Source organism: Psychrobacillus antarcticus, from assembly GCF_029533155.1.
GTDB lineage: Bacteria > Bacillota > Bacilli > Bacillales_A > Planococcaceae > Psychrobacillus > Psychrobacillus antarcticus.
The window spans coordinates 17,261-34,313 of sequence record NZ_JAIZDB010000006.1; the positions used below are offsets into that span (position 1 = coordinate 17,261).

The window sequence follows — 17,053 nt, forward strand, 5'->3', positions numbered from 1 at the left end:
CGGCAAATTCGAGCCTATACGAGGAACGTTTCCGTTACTTAAAATTCTCTGTGGTTTAAGATCAGAGGGGTCTTATATAAAGGGAAAGCCCGGTCTTTTGCCGAGCGGTCTGTTAGTGAGTTATCGTTAATACTACTTCAACAAACCGTTATGTTCAAAAAAAAGTACTCTTCAATAAACGCTGAAGAGTCTTCACACAAAATGTATCCATTGCTCTAAACGTAGTATATCATGCGACAAACTCAGTTGCAATGAATAAGCAACTGTTATAATTATTAGTTAATTAGTTTTCGTCTATTCCTCCTCCTCATGTAAAAATATGAGTGCAGTACTAAACCAATCTTCGCAGTCCTCGCTATAACAAATATGGTGTTTCCCTATGTCCGAGTAGACAATTTCTTTTTTCAAAGAACCAATTTCATCGTAGATAAATTGGGCTGTAGCATAAGGTACAATACCATCTTTTTTACCTTGGACTATATAGACTGGTATTGTAATTTGACCATAATAGGGCTGAACTATACGAACCAAACGAATAAATTCTAACGTCCCAGAAATTGGAGTCACTTTCAACTTATCACTGTATTTTTTATATAGAGAGTTTTCCTCAAGCTTACCAACAACCGCTTTTTTTGCTATATCCTTTATATCTTCTAAAAGCTGGGCCGGATATATGTATTTTGCTGCAGCACTCAATAAAACAAGCTTGTGTATTGGATAACGATTTGCTAAGTACATGGCAATAATTCCACCCATGGAAAATCCAACTATTATTATACGGTCCACTTCTTTTTGTAGTTGCCGAAGCGCCTGTTCAGCCGCCATCATCCACGATTCTGCGGTTAAATTCTTTAGCTCCAACGTTTTCCCATGACCAGGTAACGTAGGGACAACAAAATGCCAGTCTGTATGTGCCTGTATATAGTCAACAAATGGTTGAATCTCATATGGTCCACCTGTAAAACCATGAATACCTAATACTCCTGTTTTCATTGTCCTCACACCTATCTTTTAATTTTGAAACAGCTCAATTACTCTTTCTAACTTCATTCCCCTTGAGCCCTTTACTAAAACAATAGATTGGCTATTTATTTTATTTGCTAAAAAGGAGACTAGTTTTTCTGTGTCGTCATTGCTCCAAATTAGTTGATCGGCTGTAAATTGTTCTACTAACTTGTTATATAACCACTCCATGCGAGGTCCGTATAGGCAAACACCGTCAAAGACCTTGTTGGAAATAGATTTACTCATTTCCTCATGGTATTGTTGCTCATTGTCTCCAAGCTCAAGCATATCACCTAATACCAACCACTTTTCTGACTTAATAGATGACTTTTCTAAGAAAGAAATTGCTGCACGCATGGAGGTCGGCGCTGCATTATAAGCATCATTGATGAAAATAGCCCCATTATTTCCTTCGACCACCTGCATCCGCATATCAGTCAACACAATTTGTTTTAATGCTTCACGCATCTGCTCTGCAGTCAATCCAATTTCGTTTCCGATTAACAGTGCAGCGAGTGTATTTTTAACTTGATGCTCTCCCAACACAGGGATAGACATTTCATCGTTTAACTCTCCCTCTACTCGGAAAGCACTCCCTTGCTCGGTAAAGTTCACTTCTGCTATACGCAGATCATTCCGTTCCCCAACACCAAATGATTTAGTTTGTAAATGAGGAGTACTTTCCACAAATGGACGAAGTAATGGTTCATCCCCGTCGTAGAATAATTGACCAGCCGTATCTAATCCAGCAATGATTTCAAACTTCGCTTTTGCAATACCTTCTCTAGAGCCAAGATCCTGCATATGTGCTTCGCCAATATTCGTAATGACTACATATTTTGGTTTAGCTAAATTCGATAAAAACTCAATTTCTCCAAAGGAGCTCATACCCATTTCGAGCACTGCAAACTCCGTATCTTCCTCTAAAGAAAGAATAGTTAAAGGTAAGCCTAGCTCATTATTAAAGTTACCCTCTGTCTTTTTTACACGGAAGTACGGGGACAGCATGCCTGCCACTAAATCTTTTGTGGATGTTTTACCATTTGATCCAGTAATTCCGATAAATACCGACTGCAGTTCAGCGCGATACGCCTCTGCCATTTGCTGAAGAGCTTGTTCCCCACTTTCTACAAATAAAAGAGGAACGTCCTCTGGTGGATTCGGTTCGTCCTTCAACCAAAGAGATGCTACTGCTCCTTTGGCAAAAGCATCCTTTACAAATCGATGACCATTTACTTGTTCTCCGCGAAACGGGATAAACAAATCGCCCGGTTGAATCGTTCTCGTATTTATGGAAACACCTGTAATGACGGGATTATCGTCTGTTTTCTTTTGAATGTGTAACCATTCTGCTAGTTGTGCTAATGTTTTTTTCACTTGGTCACTTCCCGTCTTTCGAGTGTTCAAGCTGTTGCTTTTCTTCGTGGCGTTCGATTGCCAAACGAATAAGTTCTTCTATTAAATTTGAATAAGATAGTCCTGATTCCATCCAAAGCTTTGGATACATGCTGATTGGCGTAAAGCCTGGCATAGTATTCACTTCATTGATAATGACTTCATCTTGATCCGTTACAAAAAAGTCTGCCCGTACAAGACCCGAACAATCCAATATTTTAAACGCTCGAATAGCTGCATCTTCTAATTTCTCTTGAAGCTCTACAGAAATTTTAGCGGGGATTGCATAGTTCGTCGTACCATCCTCGTATTTTGCTTCGTAGTCATAGAAATCCTTCGTCGGCAGTACTTCTCCCGCAACCGAGCATCTTGGTTCATCATTTCCAAGGACACTCATTTCAATTTCACGCGCAAAAATACCTTGCTCCACAATAATTTTGCGGTCATATTTGAAGGCATACTCAACCGCTTTAATAAGTTCTTGTCGGTTTGTAACTTTACTAATTCCTACACTGGAACCGAGATTGGCAGGCTTTACAAATAAAGGCCATTGTAAATTTTCTTCCATTTTTTCAAGTAAAGCATCTTGATTCTTTTTCCACTCTTTACTGATGAAGTAAACATAAGGAACTTGAGATAAGCCAGCCTGGGCAAACAGTTGCTTCATGACTACTTTATCCATTCCTGCAGCGGATGCCAGTACGCCGTTTCCTACATACGGTAAGTTCAATACTTCTAACAATCCTTGTACTGTTCCATCTTCCCCATTCGGCCCGTGCAGAAGAGGGAAAATTACATCTAGTTGAGTGGTATCGTCCCCTTGTTGAGGTAGAAAACTAGAAATGGTATTAGGAATGGTTATTTTGCTACCAAATTGCAGAGATTCAATTGATTCTACTGGTGCAGTTAACTGTCCTTCTTTTCTCCATTCCCCTGTCTTCGTGATGAAAATTGGAAATACTTCATATTTATCAAAATTAATCGCTTGAGAAACGGCTCTTGCTGTAAGTAGCGACACTTCATGCTCTGCAGATTTCCCACCGTATAATAAGCCCACTTTTATTTTCATTCGTTCAATTACCTCCATGTTTTGGATACTATTAGTTTATCACGGACAGCCTCAATAGTTGAGTATTTACCCGAACAATTTAAGACCCACTACTCCCATGATAATACAGCTTAGAAAAAACAACTTCTTTCTACTTTTTTTCTCTCTAAAAAGATACATCCCCAGAAGAACGCTTCCTGCAGCGCCGATTCCTGTCCATACAGCATAACCAGTACCAACTGCAATTTCTTTTAAGGCCAAAGACAATAAGAAAAAACTTAAAGAAGCAGTAAGCACTGTAAGAATTGTGAATTTCACATTTTTGAAACCATCCGATAATTTCATACTAACAACAAATGCCACTTCAAATGCACCCGCAATTACTAATAAAAACCATGCCATTAGTTCTCCTCCTCTTCATCATCTACTAATTTCAGACCGATGATCCCAAAAAGTAGGACAACTAAAAAGAAGATCTTTCCAACGTTTACCTCTTCCGCAAACCAAATAATTCCTACAATAGCCGTGCCAGCTGCTCCAATCCCCGTGAATATAGCATATGCTGTACCAATCGGAATCGTCTTCATAGCTTTAGCAAATAGGAAAAAACTCACGATTAAGAATACGATCGTTACAATAGAAGGAACAAGCTGCGTAAAGCCATGAGCCTCCTTTAAACCGATTGCCCATATTATTTCTGTTAGTCCTGCGATTACCAATAAAATCCAAGCCATAAATTTCACCTCATTACCTAATAAACGCTCTTGCCCCTTCCTCGTGGCAAAAGCGTTCTATTTATACCTCTATCAAGACATCTGCTGGTTTTGCTAAATGCAACTTTAGATCCTCCAAAACCTCATCTGGGAATATATTCTCCGGGAGAATACGAATTTCTATCCCATAATTCAATTTATCTGTTTTGAACAAAGACATTAGCACACCATCTTCAAATAGTTCGTTTTGCTCTGTTACCTTTTCTGCCGACAGTCTTGGTAATACGATATTGTTCTTTTTCCGCCAAAAAGCTGTTGACTTAGACTTTTCACCAATTAGGCTAGTAATGACATCAGCAACTAAATGATTAAAATCTTCCATGTCTCGGAAATAGATTTTTGTTATCTTCTCGCCTTCGTCCGATAGATAGACAAATCTATTTTGTAGGTGATGATAAAACGGTGATCGAATCGCTTCTTTTTTATGTGCTATGTATAGTAGCTCAGCTTGTTCTTGAGGAGAAAGCATATTCAATTTACGCTCATCTTCAAAATCCATGAAGCATAATTCAAAGGGTCCTTCTATAAAGTCCTTTATGAAGTGGCTGTATTGTTCTGGAACGATAAATTCAAGCTGTGTATGCATATTAAAAGAAGCATCATCATAGCTATGTTTTAATAGTAAAAGAGCTGACAAATCATAGAATTTTTTTATAAATTGCTGAACTGTAATTCCGCTAAACAAAGCAAAATGCTCTACCTCGTTAACGTGGACATATAAATGAGTTAGGTATTCATCCATATCTCTCACATCTTTTTTTGCCACCAAAATCACTCCTTTGTCTGTTCATAATAATAGCACTATTTATACAAGGAAACATCTTTATCCGCTTCACGTCTCTATTAAACCATCAAGCAAAAAATATCATTATACGCTATAATAAGTGAATGAAATTCGAATGAAATATAGGTGACTTACATGGAGAACAAGAAAGGCTTTGCTGATCGTTTCGATTGGACACTTGCTTTTATTATATTATTATTTTTAATCATTAGTTTACTTGCTATTTCGTCAGCACAAACGACAGGACAATATGCTACTAATTTTGTTTTTAAACAGTTATTTTGGTATGGGGTCGGAGTTGTTATCATAGCAATGGCCATGTTTTTTGAACCAGAGCAATATAAAAAATTATCATGGCCTATTTATGGAACAGGTGTCTTCCTATTATTCTTATTGTTTATCTTACCTGGCAGTTTGGAGATAGTAGCGGAACGTAACCATGCCAAAAGTTGGTTTCATCTACCCTTTGGTATAGGGAGTATTCAGCCCGCTGAATTTATGAAGACCTTCTATATATTAGGACTTGCCCGATTAATCACGATACATCACGAGAAAAATCTTATTAAAACTGTGAAGACCGATTTAATTCTGTTGGTTAAAATTGGAGTTACATTAATTATTCCTCTGGCATTTATTCTTAAACAGCCTGACTTGGGTACTTCGTTAGTGTTCCTAGCAATTACGGCAGCTCTTATCATAGTTGCCGGAATTACATGGAAAATTATTCTGCCAATCTTTTTAGGTGGTATAGGTATGGGTGGTCTACTATTGTGGATGGCCGTGTATATGCAGGATTTTTTGGTTAACGTTTTTGGGTTTGACCCGTACCAGTCTGCACGTATATATTCTTGGTTAGATCCTTATTCTTATGCAAACGATGAAGGGATGCACTTAATCACTTCTCTAAATGCAATTGGTTCCGGAGAAATCTTCGGTAAAGGTTACGGAGAACGTATTGTCTATGTTCCAGAAAATCACACGGACTTTATATTTGCTGTTATTGGTGAAGAGTATGGTTTCGTAGGAGCAAGTATCGTTGTCAGTCTTTATTTCTTACTTATTTTTCATTTGACGAAAATTACGCTTCAGTTAAAGGATGCGTATAGTACGTATGTATCTGCAGGTATTATTGCAATGATTACATTCCATGTATTTGAAAATATCGGCATGACGATTCAGTTATTGCCTATTACTGGTATACCTCTACCATTTATAAGTTATGGTGGTAGTTCGCTCATGGGGAATATGTTAGCCATTGGTTTAGTGTTTAGTATGAAGTTTCATCATCGGACTTATATGTTTGCAAAAAACGAAGACGATTGATCAGTTAAAGCGTGTGGAGAAAGGGATTCTTGCCCGATCTTTGGATAAAAAAAGTTCAAAACCTGTTTCTATCGTTTCCGAAGGGCTTTGGACACAGACATTTTGCTATATTATTACCGAGTGAATTTTTATGGATGCTGATTGGTTGTGACGTCCGTCACAACCAATCAGCATCCATTTTTTTCGGTAATTTTATGGCGTTTAGTCTGTCCGTCGCCCTCCTTCAACTCTTAGAAACAGGTAAGTGCATTTTGGGTAAACTAGAGATAAGAAACTTTCCTATTGATAGAGCAAGCTCACGAAGATGCAATTTCGTTCGCTATTTCGCTGCTTTATTTAGTAAATACATACTATTTCTCTTATTTCCACTAGATAAAAGAAAATCTACTTTCTTCATCTTCCTTATAGGATTGTATCCCTAATTCAAAAGCCTGTTTTATCCCTCTATTAACTTTGACTACTATTATCATCTAAGCGAGGACTGTGCTATATCTTATCTTGGAGTACTACGCACTTAATTGGAGTGTAAGGTGGCGACTCCAGCGGGAAAAGCACGAACTGAAAGCCCCGCAGGAACATTTGAAAGGGACAAAGGCTAAGAACGCCACATAGTGTGGCAACACCTTCGTGACCAACATCCTGTTGGCCCGAGGAGATTGAAGCCGTGCCCGCGGAACGCGTCCACCTGTAACGGAAATCACAGTATTATTCATTCACTCAAATAACATGAACACTGTGTTCACGACACATTTTTATATACTCTATTATCTTTTCAAAAAAAAGGTGACTCTATTCGTTTCTTAACGAAACCTAAGAGTCACCTTCTTTTTAGTTTTGTACGTGAGGACTTTGTGCTGGTGGTGCTAAAGCTTTAAGTAGGTCAAGTCTAGATTTTGTCATTGTAACAGTAATACCAAGCTTCGAAAGATTACTAACAATTTTCTTCAAATCAACTTCCTTTGCCATTGAATCCACCTCGTCCTTCTATTTAATAATTACGATTTTCTTTATAAAAAGTTTCTTTTTTTTTATACGAATTTCTCCATATCATTATACCACTTTTTACCTAAGTTGAATCTTTCAATTTTGTTACATATATTATCGACTTGTAAACCATGCTATTTCCTAAAGGAGTGAGTGATTTGAATATAAAAGATGTCATGAGTAAAGAAGTTGTAACCTGCAACCCACAGGATTATGTAAGTGAAGTGGCAGATCAAATGCGAACACTAGACATTGGCTGTTTACCAGTAGTTAGCAACAAACAATTAGTTGGAATGATTACGGACCGGGATATAGTGACAAGGGCGGTTGCTAAGGATATGAAAAGCAAAGTGGAGGATGTCATGACTAAGTCCGTAATTTCCGTCTCCCCAGAAGATTCCACATCCCATGCATCTATTGTTATGGCTCGCCATCAAGTTCGACGCCTTCCCGTTATGGAGGATGGTAAACTCGTTGGCTTTGTCTCCTTAGCGGATTTAGCCTTTCCATTTCCACATGTTCAAGAAATTTCTAATGCTATGGAAAGTATATCCGAACCACGGCAATCCTAAACATACGGCATACGAGCTATCCTAAACTAGGGTGGCTTTTTAATTTCTATAACTGCTTTTGTCGTTTATATACGCTCTGATTTCAACGTGGCAAACTTCATAAAAACGTGTAAAATGGAGACTACAAGATTTGCAGAAAGCAGGTTCGATGGATGAAAAAAACACTACTTATATTAATGTCTATCCAGTTTTTGGTTTACCTAGGTTTTGGAATTATTATTCCCGTATTGCCAGAGGTTATATTAGAGCAAAATTATAATGAAATTCACGTTGGTGGTCTATTGACTGTTTACTCCTTAGCTTCCTTCTTTACTGCACCATTATGGGGAATGCTATCTGATCGTATCGGACGAAAAACACTTATTTTAGTTGGTCTAGTAGGATTCTCATTAAGTTTTTGGTTGTTTTCATTATTTTTTGATTCACTGTTTATGCTTTATTTCTCTCGTGTGGTTGGAGGATTATTTTCTGGCGCTCTTTACACTGCAGTTACTGGGTTTGCAGCTGATTTATCAAATGAAGAGAATCGTAATAAATATATGGGATTTCTCGGCATGTCGATTGGTTTAGGTTTTATCTTTGGTCCAGCAATCGGAGGAGTATTAGGACATATAGATTTAGCACTTCCATTTACAACTTCTGCGATTTTATTACTTGTTATTTTTGTTTATGCTTTCATTATTTTAAAGGAACCAGAACGTACGGGTGAAGCTAACAAACGCGCACTTCTTCCGAAAGGAGCAGCGAGTTTATGGGGTTACCGTATTAAATATCTCTTCTTATTTTCTTTCATGGTGACGTTTTTACTAGCAGGTCTTGAGGCAACGTTCCAATTATTCCAAATCGAAAGAATCGAAATTACCCCTCTACAAATAGGTTATCTGTTCATGTTCAGCGGATTTGTCGATGCGGCAATTCAAGGTGGCGTGGTGCGGCGCATCAAAAATGGTACGGAAACAAAATGGTTATTATATGCGCAAATTATTACGGCAGTCGGATTATTTATGACTGTTTTCACTCAAAGTATTTTCTGGGCTGGACTGTCTTTATGTGTGTTCACTGCTGGAAATGCGTTAGCACGGACAACTATCGTCTCTCTAACTACAAAAGAATCTGGCGGACGCTATGGTACAGCAGCCGGGATGTCCTACTCGATGGATAACTTAGGTCGCATTATCGGCCCATTATTGTTCGCTTGGTTATTTACAAAGCAACCCGACAATATTTATATGCTATCTAGCGTGCTTGCAATTGTTTCTATTGGTTTAATCTTCTCATATCGTAAGTCAACGAAGTCATTAAAGGATGTTGCATAGGATTGACCTTTTTATTAAGAACAGGTGAAGGAAAACTCAACCCGTTTAGTTGAGTGGTACAAAACTCAAATTAAACACATAATCGGACTGTTAATTAACATATAATTAGCAGTCTTTTTTCATTGGTATATAGCGACTTTCACTGAATTAGATACCCTTTTAACACAACTATTAGCAACTAAATCATCCAAGTAACAATGCTAATTAGCTTGTTAATCGCTATGTTAAAAGATACTTCAAAAAGTTCGATTCAAGATTCATGTTATACCCTTACATCTTATTAACGAGAATACTATTTGGAATATTATAAAAATAGTTGTATAGTGTTTGGAGATGTTAAATTTTGTCTTATTCAACTAACGTACGCAGGTTTAGATTAATAAGAAATCGAAAAATTGTATTTGAAGGGAGTAGTTCATTTGAAAGCTAATATTTCTCTTTTTGTATTTTTAACTTCACTATTATTAATAACTGGTTGTACGCCTAGTAATTCCGTAGAAACACATGAAACAAAAAAGGAAAATGCAATCGTTATAGTAGATGAGAAAGTATTAAAAATTGGAGACTCAGAAGAAGAGTTTTCATATTTAACAGGCTTGTCGGAAGAAGAATTAAAGTCATATGAACTATTTACCAAGGGATATGACACAAATTACTTACAAGGTTTTTCACCAGAAAAAGTTATACTTATATATATTCATTCAGCAGTTATCGATGATATAGAAGCAATCTATTCGTTGGCTTATATTGATGGTGTACCGCCTGATTTTGATACTTTCAAAGAAAAATATTACAAAAATCTTAATATATCCAACTTGGAAATAGCCCTAGATTTCAGATATTATAATTCAATCAAAATAAAACAAGAAGATAGTAATGGCTTATTGGTCGAATTAATGGTTAGTTATGGAACGTTCACAGCGTCAACATTAATGGGATTAAAAAAAGAAAATGATTTATGGAAAATTGAACTACCAGACTTATTCAAAAATTGAGCTCTTATGAATATATTTTCTTCAAATAACGGATGCTCTAGTTAAAAAAGTGGCTGTCCACTGTAGGGTTGCTTTTCTTATTGAACTAACGCGGGCGCTTTAGTTCAATAACAGAAAATTTTAAAATGGAAAATTCACCTGAAATTGTAACACCAATTCGTTTCAAACGTATTAAAGTAAAAGTGCGAATCACAAGTAAAATCATGGCCAATACAAACAAAACAGAACCAATCATACCAAGCACGACATACCCATCTTGATTAAGAATTGGAAACTACATGAAATAGGAACGTGCGTCAAACAATTCATTCTCAGGAAATGGGAAATATAAATACATACATATACATAAAATAACCGCTGAACTAATGAGTGCTGCCTTATTTCTTATCATTTTATCCATACCAAGAAACGTTAGCAAGTGGAATTACAGCCATTTCATATGATGGCAATGGTACGTGCAGTTTTCAGTATGTGAATGAAGACTTATCAAATGGTGAATGTAACCTCATGTTACATAATCGTAGCAATGAAGCTGTGTCATTTGAATTGGAATTTTTAGATTCATACTTTTTAGAAAATGAAGTTCGAATGGAATCACTCATGAACTTGGGAGGCCCATATAGTATTTCGATAGAAGCAAAAAGTAAAAAGTCTATTCATCTGAAGGAATTACTAAATTTAATAGATGTTCCAAAACATACAGCTGGAGGAACATCTATGAATATCCATTTTAAATTAATTGATGGAGAGATTGTACGTATTTTATGAGTAATGCTAATTGTGATAATTGAATTTCGGTTGTTGAAATAGTTATGGCTTAGTTCTCACTCAAGGAGAACTAAGCCATTTTATGCGTCAAAATAAAGCTAATTGATTTCTTAATTGCGATGATAATTTACATATCAATATATTGCGAATTCGAATGTTATTTTGAATGTTTTACCACTCAACTGAACGGGGGAAGGAAAACTTCACCTGCTTTTTTATAGTTTACGCTCTCTCGCATAGGAGTTGATGTCTCTCGTATAGCTAATAATCCCTCTCGTAAGCGCTGAGCTCCCTCGTATGAAGTTCATTCGCTCTCGAATAACTAAATCTAATCAGCTTTCTGATTTCAGATACCCCACTTTTTTCTGTCCGAGCTCTGGATGAGCTGCTCTAACTACAGAAGGTCTTGCCAAGAATAGAGTTACCAATATTAACAAAATGCTTGAGACAATTAAAATACTTTCTGCTGGGAAGACATCATATAAGAACCCAAACAATACCATTCCAAGTGGCATAAGAGCCATTGCACAAGTTTCTAGTATAGAAAATACACGCCCCTTATAATCATCCTCAATCATTTTCTGCATCATTACCATAATCGGAGTGTTCGTTATAATCATGGATGCTCCAAAGAAGAACATGATAATGACATAAAATACCACAACCACTGGATAAGAAATATTGATTAACAATGGTAAAGCAACAGCTCCCATAATAACACCCATGACAATGATGCCCCATTTAGATACTAAAAACGGAAATTTCAATTCCTTTCGCACAGAGAAATAAATAGACAAGAGTAGCATTCCAATAGCAAATGCCCCTTCTGTAAAACCAAAGTGTTGAGCATTCATCTTCAATTTTTCGATTAGGATGTATGAGTATCCTACCTGATAAGCACCAAACAGAAAGTTGATAAATAAGGAAATAACAACCATTGTTTTTAAAATAGGTTGCTTCATCAAGTAATGGAAGCCTGCTTTCATACTCTCTAGCATTGGTTCCTTCGCTTCCCCTTCAACTACTTCTTTTCGTTTTGCAAATAGTTTAAAGTCCATCGTAGATTCCAACATAACCGCTATAACGGAAGCAATCATATACATAATTAAAAATACATGCATAGGTACCGCCCCGTATAGAAGTCCCCCTATCGCCGGGCTTCCAATTGCCGCAAAAGAAATGGACATTTGGTTAAGCGACATCGCTTTTTGAATTCGTCCCTCATCTATTAACCCTGTAATGGACGAACTAAACGTTACACCGGAAAATAAAGAAGTTAACGATAAGATCACGGTCGTACTATAAATCGCTACTAAAGATAACCCGGCAGTCAAACTCACTATAAGCAGTCCACCAATTGCGATTGTCGTAGCAATCTGTGCTACGATGACAATCATTTTACGAGAATATTTGTCTGCAGCGTATCCTGCAAAAGGTGCAACTAATGTCCGTGGCAAAATACTACAAATTAAATTTAACGCAAAACTAGATGCCGAACCTGTTAACTGTAAAATGTAAAAGCTAATTGCAAATGCATATACCTGTGCCCCAAAAGTAGATACTAGTTTACTAATAGTGAACGTCCACAAGTGATATGTCGCTTTTTTAAGTTTTAATACCTCATCCATCTTCCTTACCCCTTCGTTTTGTGAATTATCAAAAAGTTTAATTTGATTAAACAAATAATATCATATTCATCCTTCCATTTCAACAAAAAGTTTAATATAATTAAACTATTATAAAGAGGTGAAAAAGATGTCCACATTAGGCGAACGTATTCGTGCAATTCGTAAACAACAGAAAATGACGCTTGAAGCTCTAGCAGGTGCAGAGTTAACAAAAGGTATGCTCAGTTTAATAGAAAACAACAAAGCAAATCCTTCGATGGAAAGCTTGAACTATATCGCTTCGCAGCTAGGTGTTGAAGTAACTGAGTTACTGGAAGAAATAAGCGGTCAAGAGTTACGAAAAGTGTTAGATCAAGCAGAATTTTTACTTACCGCTAAGGATTATGAATCTGTAGATGAGCTTGAACAGGTGAAATCTTTAATAGAACCATATATACCAAAACTAACTCAAGGATATGAGGCAACACGATTACTCGACATATACGGAAGATGCTTAGCTTATTCTTCTCCAGATGAATCTGTTGCGATGCTGAAAAAGGTCGCAAAAATGTATGAAGACTTACATTTAATAACTAAAAGTGCGGACATAGGGAGAAATCTCGCAATTATTCCTTTTATGAATCACCGGTATCAAGACGCATTAGATGTTCTATTAGAGGAACGGAAAAAGCTGGAGGAAAACCCTCTATGGATTGATCCATTATCGCGTATGGATTACGATTATTTAGAAGCAGTACTTTACTTTGCATTAGGAATGAATTCAGAGGCCATTCAATTGATGAACGATGCTATTCTCTATTCTAATGAACAGAAAATATTTAAACAAATAGATAATCTTTTTAGGATAGCCGCAATACATGCCATGATGGAAGAAAACGTCGAGAAGAAGGATTATTACTTAAAAAAACTGGAAGCCTACAGCGAATTTGCTGATGATGAGGATTCCAAATCATTTATCCATTACGCTAATCTACATTACTTAAATACATATACAAAAATGTATGTAGAGGCAGATGCTTTATACAATAAATTCTCTTTAGACCAGATGAATAAAAAGTTATTTACTCCCTACTTCCAACTCGAAAGAGCAAAGACTTTATATGGATTAGGAAGAGTTGAAGAGGCATTACAGAAATTCGATGAAGTGAAAATTCCAGACTTCGTCCACCATCCATTCGATTTATCTATTTTCTATGAGAAGGATGCATACATTGCATTATGCTATCTAGAACTAGACCAAATCGAAAAGGCAATTAGCTCGGTAAAAGCCGCAATGATCAACATTGAAAAAATGCCAGACACACCTTATAAAATATTTATCCAAAACGTAAATGAAAAAGTGATGAAACGTTCATAGGGGGATCAGTTTATTGAAGAATAATTGGTTTTGGGGAGTACTATGTATCATTATATTAAGCTGGATGGGTAATATTATTTATTTTGAAGTGCATCAATTAGAAGAGCCTGTTGTGTTAGATGCTTACATTGATATTCCGACCTCTAAAAATGCTGATTTTTCTTTATTTTATTTGACTAATAGCAGTGAAGTTGTCGAGTTAGAAACACTAATTGCTGGTGGGTATACCTACAGTAATGAACAAAACTTCTTTCCGTGGTTTGGCGATATTACAGCACAAATGTACAGGCAGCAGTTTACACATCAACTTTTAAAACAAGCAAGTTTTACAATCGACGAGCAATCTTTTGAGCATTTTGCAGAAAGTGTGCAAGGTAATGATCTGTATGCTCGTTTTACAAATGGCCAGGTAGTAACTTTCGAGTTGGAGAAACTGAATTTCAAAACTCCACTTACTGAACAGAGTTTCTTGACGAGTAAAGTTAGTTTTGGAAGCAACCAGGGAATCCAAGGAGAAATTTTTGAAGTAACCGAAACTATTCAGATGGATGCGCTTGTACTTCCCGAGTCGATTAAAGATCAAGTAGATTTGAAAGTGCAAATATGGTCGGATACCTCCTCTGACAGATTAGATTCCAATAAAATAATGGAACAAAACTGGAAGGATATAGACGCTCCACTATACAACGATATAAACTGGCCATTAAAACTGGAGAAGGGGGATTCCGTCGGACTGATCTTTCAAGTTAAATATCGTTCTTATATAGATATTGTCCATAACTGGTCGGGCATAACAGAATCCGGAAAAGCCTTTACTTATTCTTTTCCTCTTCTAATTGAACCTAATCTTTCCAACCAGGATATTGTGGATATTGTTCAAAAAGCAAGGGGTGAACATAAATGAGACAAGGATTTAAGCAAATTATTATTGGCTTTCTATTCGTCTTTCTAAAAATACAAATTGTTGTAGATATTTTACCAGATTTCATCGGCTATATCTTCATATACAACGGTATTAAGCAAATCGCTACTTTATCGTCTCAATCATATGAAAAATTAAAAATACTTTGCATTATTTTAACAATTATATCTGTCCCCAACTTTTTCTTAAACGATCAGATCATTCAACAAACCGAATGGCTAAAGTATTACCCAAATTTGTTAGCACTTGTCAAAATAGTACTCGTTTATTACCTTTTTCTCTTACTACGTGATGTTGTTAAATTACTTCCTACAGATGAAGCGCTCGATAAAACAAATCGGATGTTCACCTGGTATATGTTCGTAACACTCAGCGCGTTATTGATGCAATCCTTTTTGTTGAACATTCCGATGGATATAAGCACTCTATTAATGATCATCGTTATTGTTGCTTCTGTCATAATCGAAGTTTATTTTCTTGTATACCTACGTAATATACAAAAAAAGTTTCCGAAAGATAGCGTAATTGACTATTCTGCATAAGTGAAGTGCTGCCATCTATTAATTGTTTAATAGATGGCAGCACTTTTACTATTTGATAGCGTTTAGAATATATTTAGTCATGATAAATTCGATAGTTGTCTAGCCAATTCATGAGCTTCATCCAGGCATCTTCAAAATTTGGTTGTATACAGGAGACTTGCAGTAAGCCCTTTGCGATTAAATAATCGCTTCTATAATGAAGGTCAAATCCCGACATCCTAGCATCTTCCGCTAAGTAAGGGAACTTTTCCTCTATCCATGTAAAGATCATTGGATAATGGTCATCTGAAAGCAATTCAATCCCATGCTTGGAAACTTCCTCTTTGATAAATTGCATGCGACTTTGTAATAATTTATATCTTTCTCCGTTTTCATAGGACACTAACGCAACCTCTAAGCTATGTACAAACTGAGAAGGCATCGTAAATGGTATTACATTATTCACGCTTAATCCCAGATCTAAATACGAAGGAATATTATTACTCGCTGTTATTTCAGTGTTAGCAAATACAAAGGATAATCCGCTCATGGTTCCAATTGCTTTACCACTTACACCCGTAGCTAGATACACGCTGTCCAATTTAAATGGTAGTGCTCCAAAAGAACTTACACAATCCGCACAGAGCAAGACATTATATTGTTCACATAGCATGGATATTGCATCCAAGCTATTTAACATGCCGGTAGAAGTTTCGCCGTGTACCATTAAAAGCCAACTGTAAGCTCCCGTGGCAAGCTTTTCTTCAATCAGCTCTAGATTATAGGGGCTCCCCCATTCAAAAGTAGCTACATCAAAAGATAGCTGCCAACGTTCCGCTTGTTTTTCCAACCGATCACCAAAGGCACCATTTTTAACGATTAAGCCTTTCTCTCCTAATACGTGTATCTGCGCTATCATTGCGTCATTTGCTAACGTGCCACTACCTAATAACAAGTGGACATATGCTGCACCACTCATTGATAATAGGCTTTTCTTTACTCGTTCTAGCATGACCTTAAACTCATCCGTTCGATGGGACACCGGCTGAACGGAGAATGCTTGTTTTATGGCATCAGATTGTTGCACAGGCCCTGGATAAAAAGAATATCTTTTTTGTTTAAATCGAGCCGCAACGGATTGATCGAAACGATCTCTAGTTAGTACCATTGGGATAAATTGGGCTTCCTCTTTACCCACTGGATCAGCAAACGGTTCAAAACCAAGCTGATTATATAATTTCTGTTCCCGTACAGTTCCCGATATTACTGCTGCTCCATATCCGTTTTCATAAGCGTAATCGGATAGAGCACGCGCTAAGTAATAAAATACTCGTCCGTTTCGATGTGCTTTATCGACAGCCATTAATCGAACCTCACATAACACTCCAGTTAGTGCATCCTTTGGCAAAAAATTCTCCACTGGTCCAAGCTTTAAATCGAGAGAAAAAGGACGGACAGCTCGAAATGCTACCATTCCAGCCAACTCCTGATCCTTTAATACAATGACATATACGTTCTCATGATGAAACGCATCGACTCGCATCCCACTAGGATCCGGCTCGTGCTGTGGAATTTCCTCCACAAACGTTTCATAATTTAGTCGTGCAATTGCTTCAAATTCTTTTTCCGTACGTGCAATTTTACACCAATACATCCCTATCT

At 36.8% G+C, this 17,053-nt stretch carries 18 protein-coding genes; 9 read left to right on the forward strand and 9 right to left on the reverse strand.

What is annotated here, in order from left to right:
* Positions 1–294: 294 nt before the first annotated feature.
* The 6 genes from LDK52_RS04165 to LDK52_RS04190 all read right to left on the reverse strand — a co-directional run bounded on the left by LDK52_RS04165 (position 295) and on the right by LDK52_RS04190 (position 4,987).
* The gene (locus LDK52_RS04165) at positions 295–993 is read right to left on the reverse strand and encodes an alpha/beta hydrolase (RefSeq protein WP_277584688.1); all 699 of its coding nucleotides are present in this window, start codon (positions 991–993) and stop codon (positions 295–297) included.
* 18 nt (positions 994–1,011) lie between these two features.
* Positions 1,012–2,382, reverse strand: coding sequence for a UDP-N-acetylmuramoyl-tripeptide--D-alanyl-D-alanine ligase (locus LDK52_RS04170; RefSeq protein WP_277584689.1), 1,371 nt, complete (start codon positions 2,380–2,382; stop codon positions 1,012–1,014).
* 4 nt (positions 2,383–2,386) lie between these two features.
* Positions 2,387–3,469: a D-alanine--D-alanine ligase gene (locus LDK52_RS04175; RefSeq protein WP_277584690.1), complete on the reverse strand. Its 1,083-nt coding sequence runs from the start codon at positions 3,467–3,469 to the stop codon at positions 2,387–2,389.
* 66 nt (positions 3,470–3,535) lie between these two features.
* The gene (locus LDK52_RS04180; RefSeq protein WP_277584691.1) at positions 3,536–3,850 is read right to left on the reverse strand and encodes a DMT family transporter; all 315 of its coding nucleotides are present in this window, start codon (positions 3,848–3,850) and stop codon (positions 3,536–3,538) included.
* The gene (sugE, locus tag LDK52_RS04185; RefSeq protein ID WP_277584692.1) at positions 3,850–4,182 is read right to left on the reverse strand and encodes a quaternary ammonium compound efflux SMR transporter SugE; all 333 of its coding nucleotides are present in this window, start codon (positions 4,180–4,182) and stop codon (positions 3,850–3,852) included. Before sugE ends, LDK52_RS04180 begins: the two co-directional genes overlap by 1 nt.
* 61 nt (positions 4,183–4,243) lie before the next feature.
* A complete protein-coding gene (locus tag LDK52_RS04190) occupies positions 4,244–4,987 on the reverse strand; it encodes a hypothetical protein (protein ID WP_277584693.1) in 744 nt (247 codons plus the stop codon).
* Positions 4,988–5,140: 153 nt separating this feature from the next.
* Between LDK52_RS04190 and LDK52_RS04195 the strand changes: the two genes are divergently transcribed.
* On the forward strand, positions 5,141–6,328 hold the full coding sequence (locus tag LDK52_RS04195) for an FtsW/RodA/SpoVE family cell cycle protein (protein ID WP_277584694.1): 1,188 nt from the start codon (positions 5,141–5,143) through the stop codon (positions 6,326–6,328).
* A gap of 828 nt (positions 6,329–7,156) precedes the next feature.
* Here LDK52_RS04195 and LDK52_RS04200 read toward each other — a convergent pair.
* The gene (locus LDK52_RS04200) at positions 7,157–7,294 is read right to left on the reverse strand and encodes an Lmo0850 family protein (protein ID WP_277584695.1); all 138 of its coding nucleotides are present in this window, start codon (positions 7,292–7,294) and stop codon (positions 7,157–7,159) included.
* Positions 7,295–7,470: 176 nt separating this feature from the next.
* Between LDK52_RS04200 and LDK52_RS04205 the strand changes: the two genes are divergently transcribed.
* The 5 genes from LDK52_RS04205 (at position 7,471) to LDK52_RS04225 (ending at position 10,963) form a co-directional block, all read left to right on the forward strand.
* A complete protein-coding gene (locus tag LDK52_RS04205) occupies positions 7,471–7,884 on the forward strand; it encodes a CBS domain-containing protein (protein ID WP_277584696.1) in 414 nt (137 codons plus the stop codon).
* Positions 7,885–8,036: 152 nt separating this feature from the next.
* A complete protein-coding gene (locus LDK52_RS04210; protein ID WP_277584697.1) occupies positions 8,037–9,200 on the forward strand; it encodes an MFS transporter in 1,164 nt (387 codons plus the stop codon).
* Between the two features lie 419 nt (positions 9,201–9,619).
* Positions 9,620–10,195, forward strand: a complete 576-nt coding sequence (locus LDK52_RS04215) for a hypothetical protein (RefSeq protein ID WP_277584698.1) — start codon at positions 9,620–9,622, stop codon at positions 10,193–10,195.
* Positions 10,196–10,320: 125 nt separating this feature from the next.
* A complete protein-coding gene (locus tag LDK52_RS04220) occupies positions 10,321–10,455 on the forward strand; it encodes a hypothetical protein (RefSeq protein WP_277584699.1) in 135 nt (44 codons plus the stop codon).
* A 109-nt stretch (positions 10,456–10,564) separates the two neighbouring features.
* Positions 10,565–10,963 carry a hypothetical protein gene (locus LDK52_RS04225; RefSeq protein ID WP_277584700.1) on the forward strand — a complete coding sequence of 133 codons (399 nt, stop codon included), beginning with the start codon at positions 10,565–10,567 and terminating at the stop codon, positions 10,961–10,963.
* 332 nt (positions 10,964–11,295) lie between these two features.
* Here the strand turns inward: LDK52_RS04225 and LDK52_RS04230 are convergent, their stop codons facing one another.
* Positions 11,296–12,591 (reverse strand): MFS transporter, encoded by a 1,296-nt coding sequence (locus tag LDK52_RS04230; protein WP_277584701.1) that lies wholly within the window; start codon positions 12,589–12,591, stop codon positions 11,296–11,298.
* Positions 12,592–12,718: 127 nt separating this feature from the next.
* Here LDK52_RS04230 and LDK52_RS04235 point away from each other — a divergent pair, with 127 nt between their 5' ends.
* The 3 genes from LDK52_RS04235 to LDK52_RS04245 are packed head-to-tail and all read left to right on the forward strand — an operon-like array spanning position 12,719 to position 15,412.
* Positions 12,719–13,948 carry a helix-turn-helix domain-containing protein gene (locus tag LDK52_RS04235; protein WP_277584702.1) on the forward strand — a complete coding sequence of 410 codons (1,230 nt, stop codon included), beginning with the start codon at positions 12,719–12,721 and terminating at the stop codon, positions 13,946–13,948.
* 13 nt (positions 13,949–13,961) lie between these two features.
* The gene (locus tag LDK52_RS04240) at positions 13,962–14,852 is read left to right on the forward strand and encodes a hypothetical protein (RefSeq protein ID WP_277584703.1); all 891 of its coding nucleotides are present in this window, start codon (positions 13,962–13,964) and stop codon (positions 14,850–14,852) included.
* Entirely contained in the window at positions 14,849–15,412 is a 564-nt protein-coding gene (locus tag LDK52_RS04245) for a hypothetical protein (protein ID WP_277584704.1), read from the forward strand. The genes LDK52_RS04240 and LDK52_RS04245 overlap by 4 nt, the downstream gene beginning before the upstream one ends.
* 73 nt (positions 15,413–15,485) lie before the next feature.
* On the opposite strand, the gene LDK52_RS04250 is transcribed toward LDK52_RS04245, so the two are convergent.
* A complete protein-coding gene (locus LDK52_RS04250) occupies positions 15,486–17,045 on the reverse strand; it encodes a GNAT family N-acetyltransferase (protein ID WP_277584705.1) in 1,560 nt (519 codons plus the stop codon).
* Between the last annotated feature and the right edge of the window lie 8 nt (positions 17,046–17,053).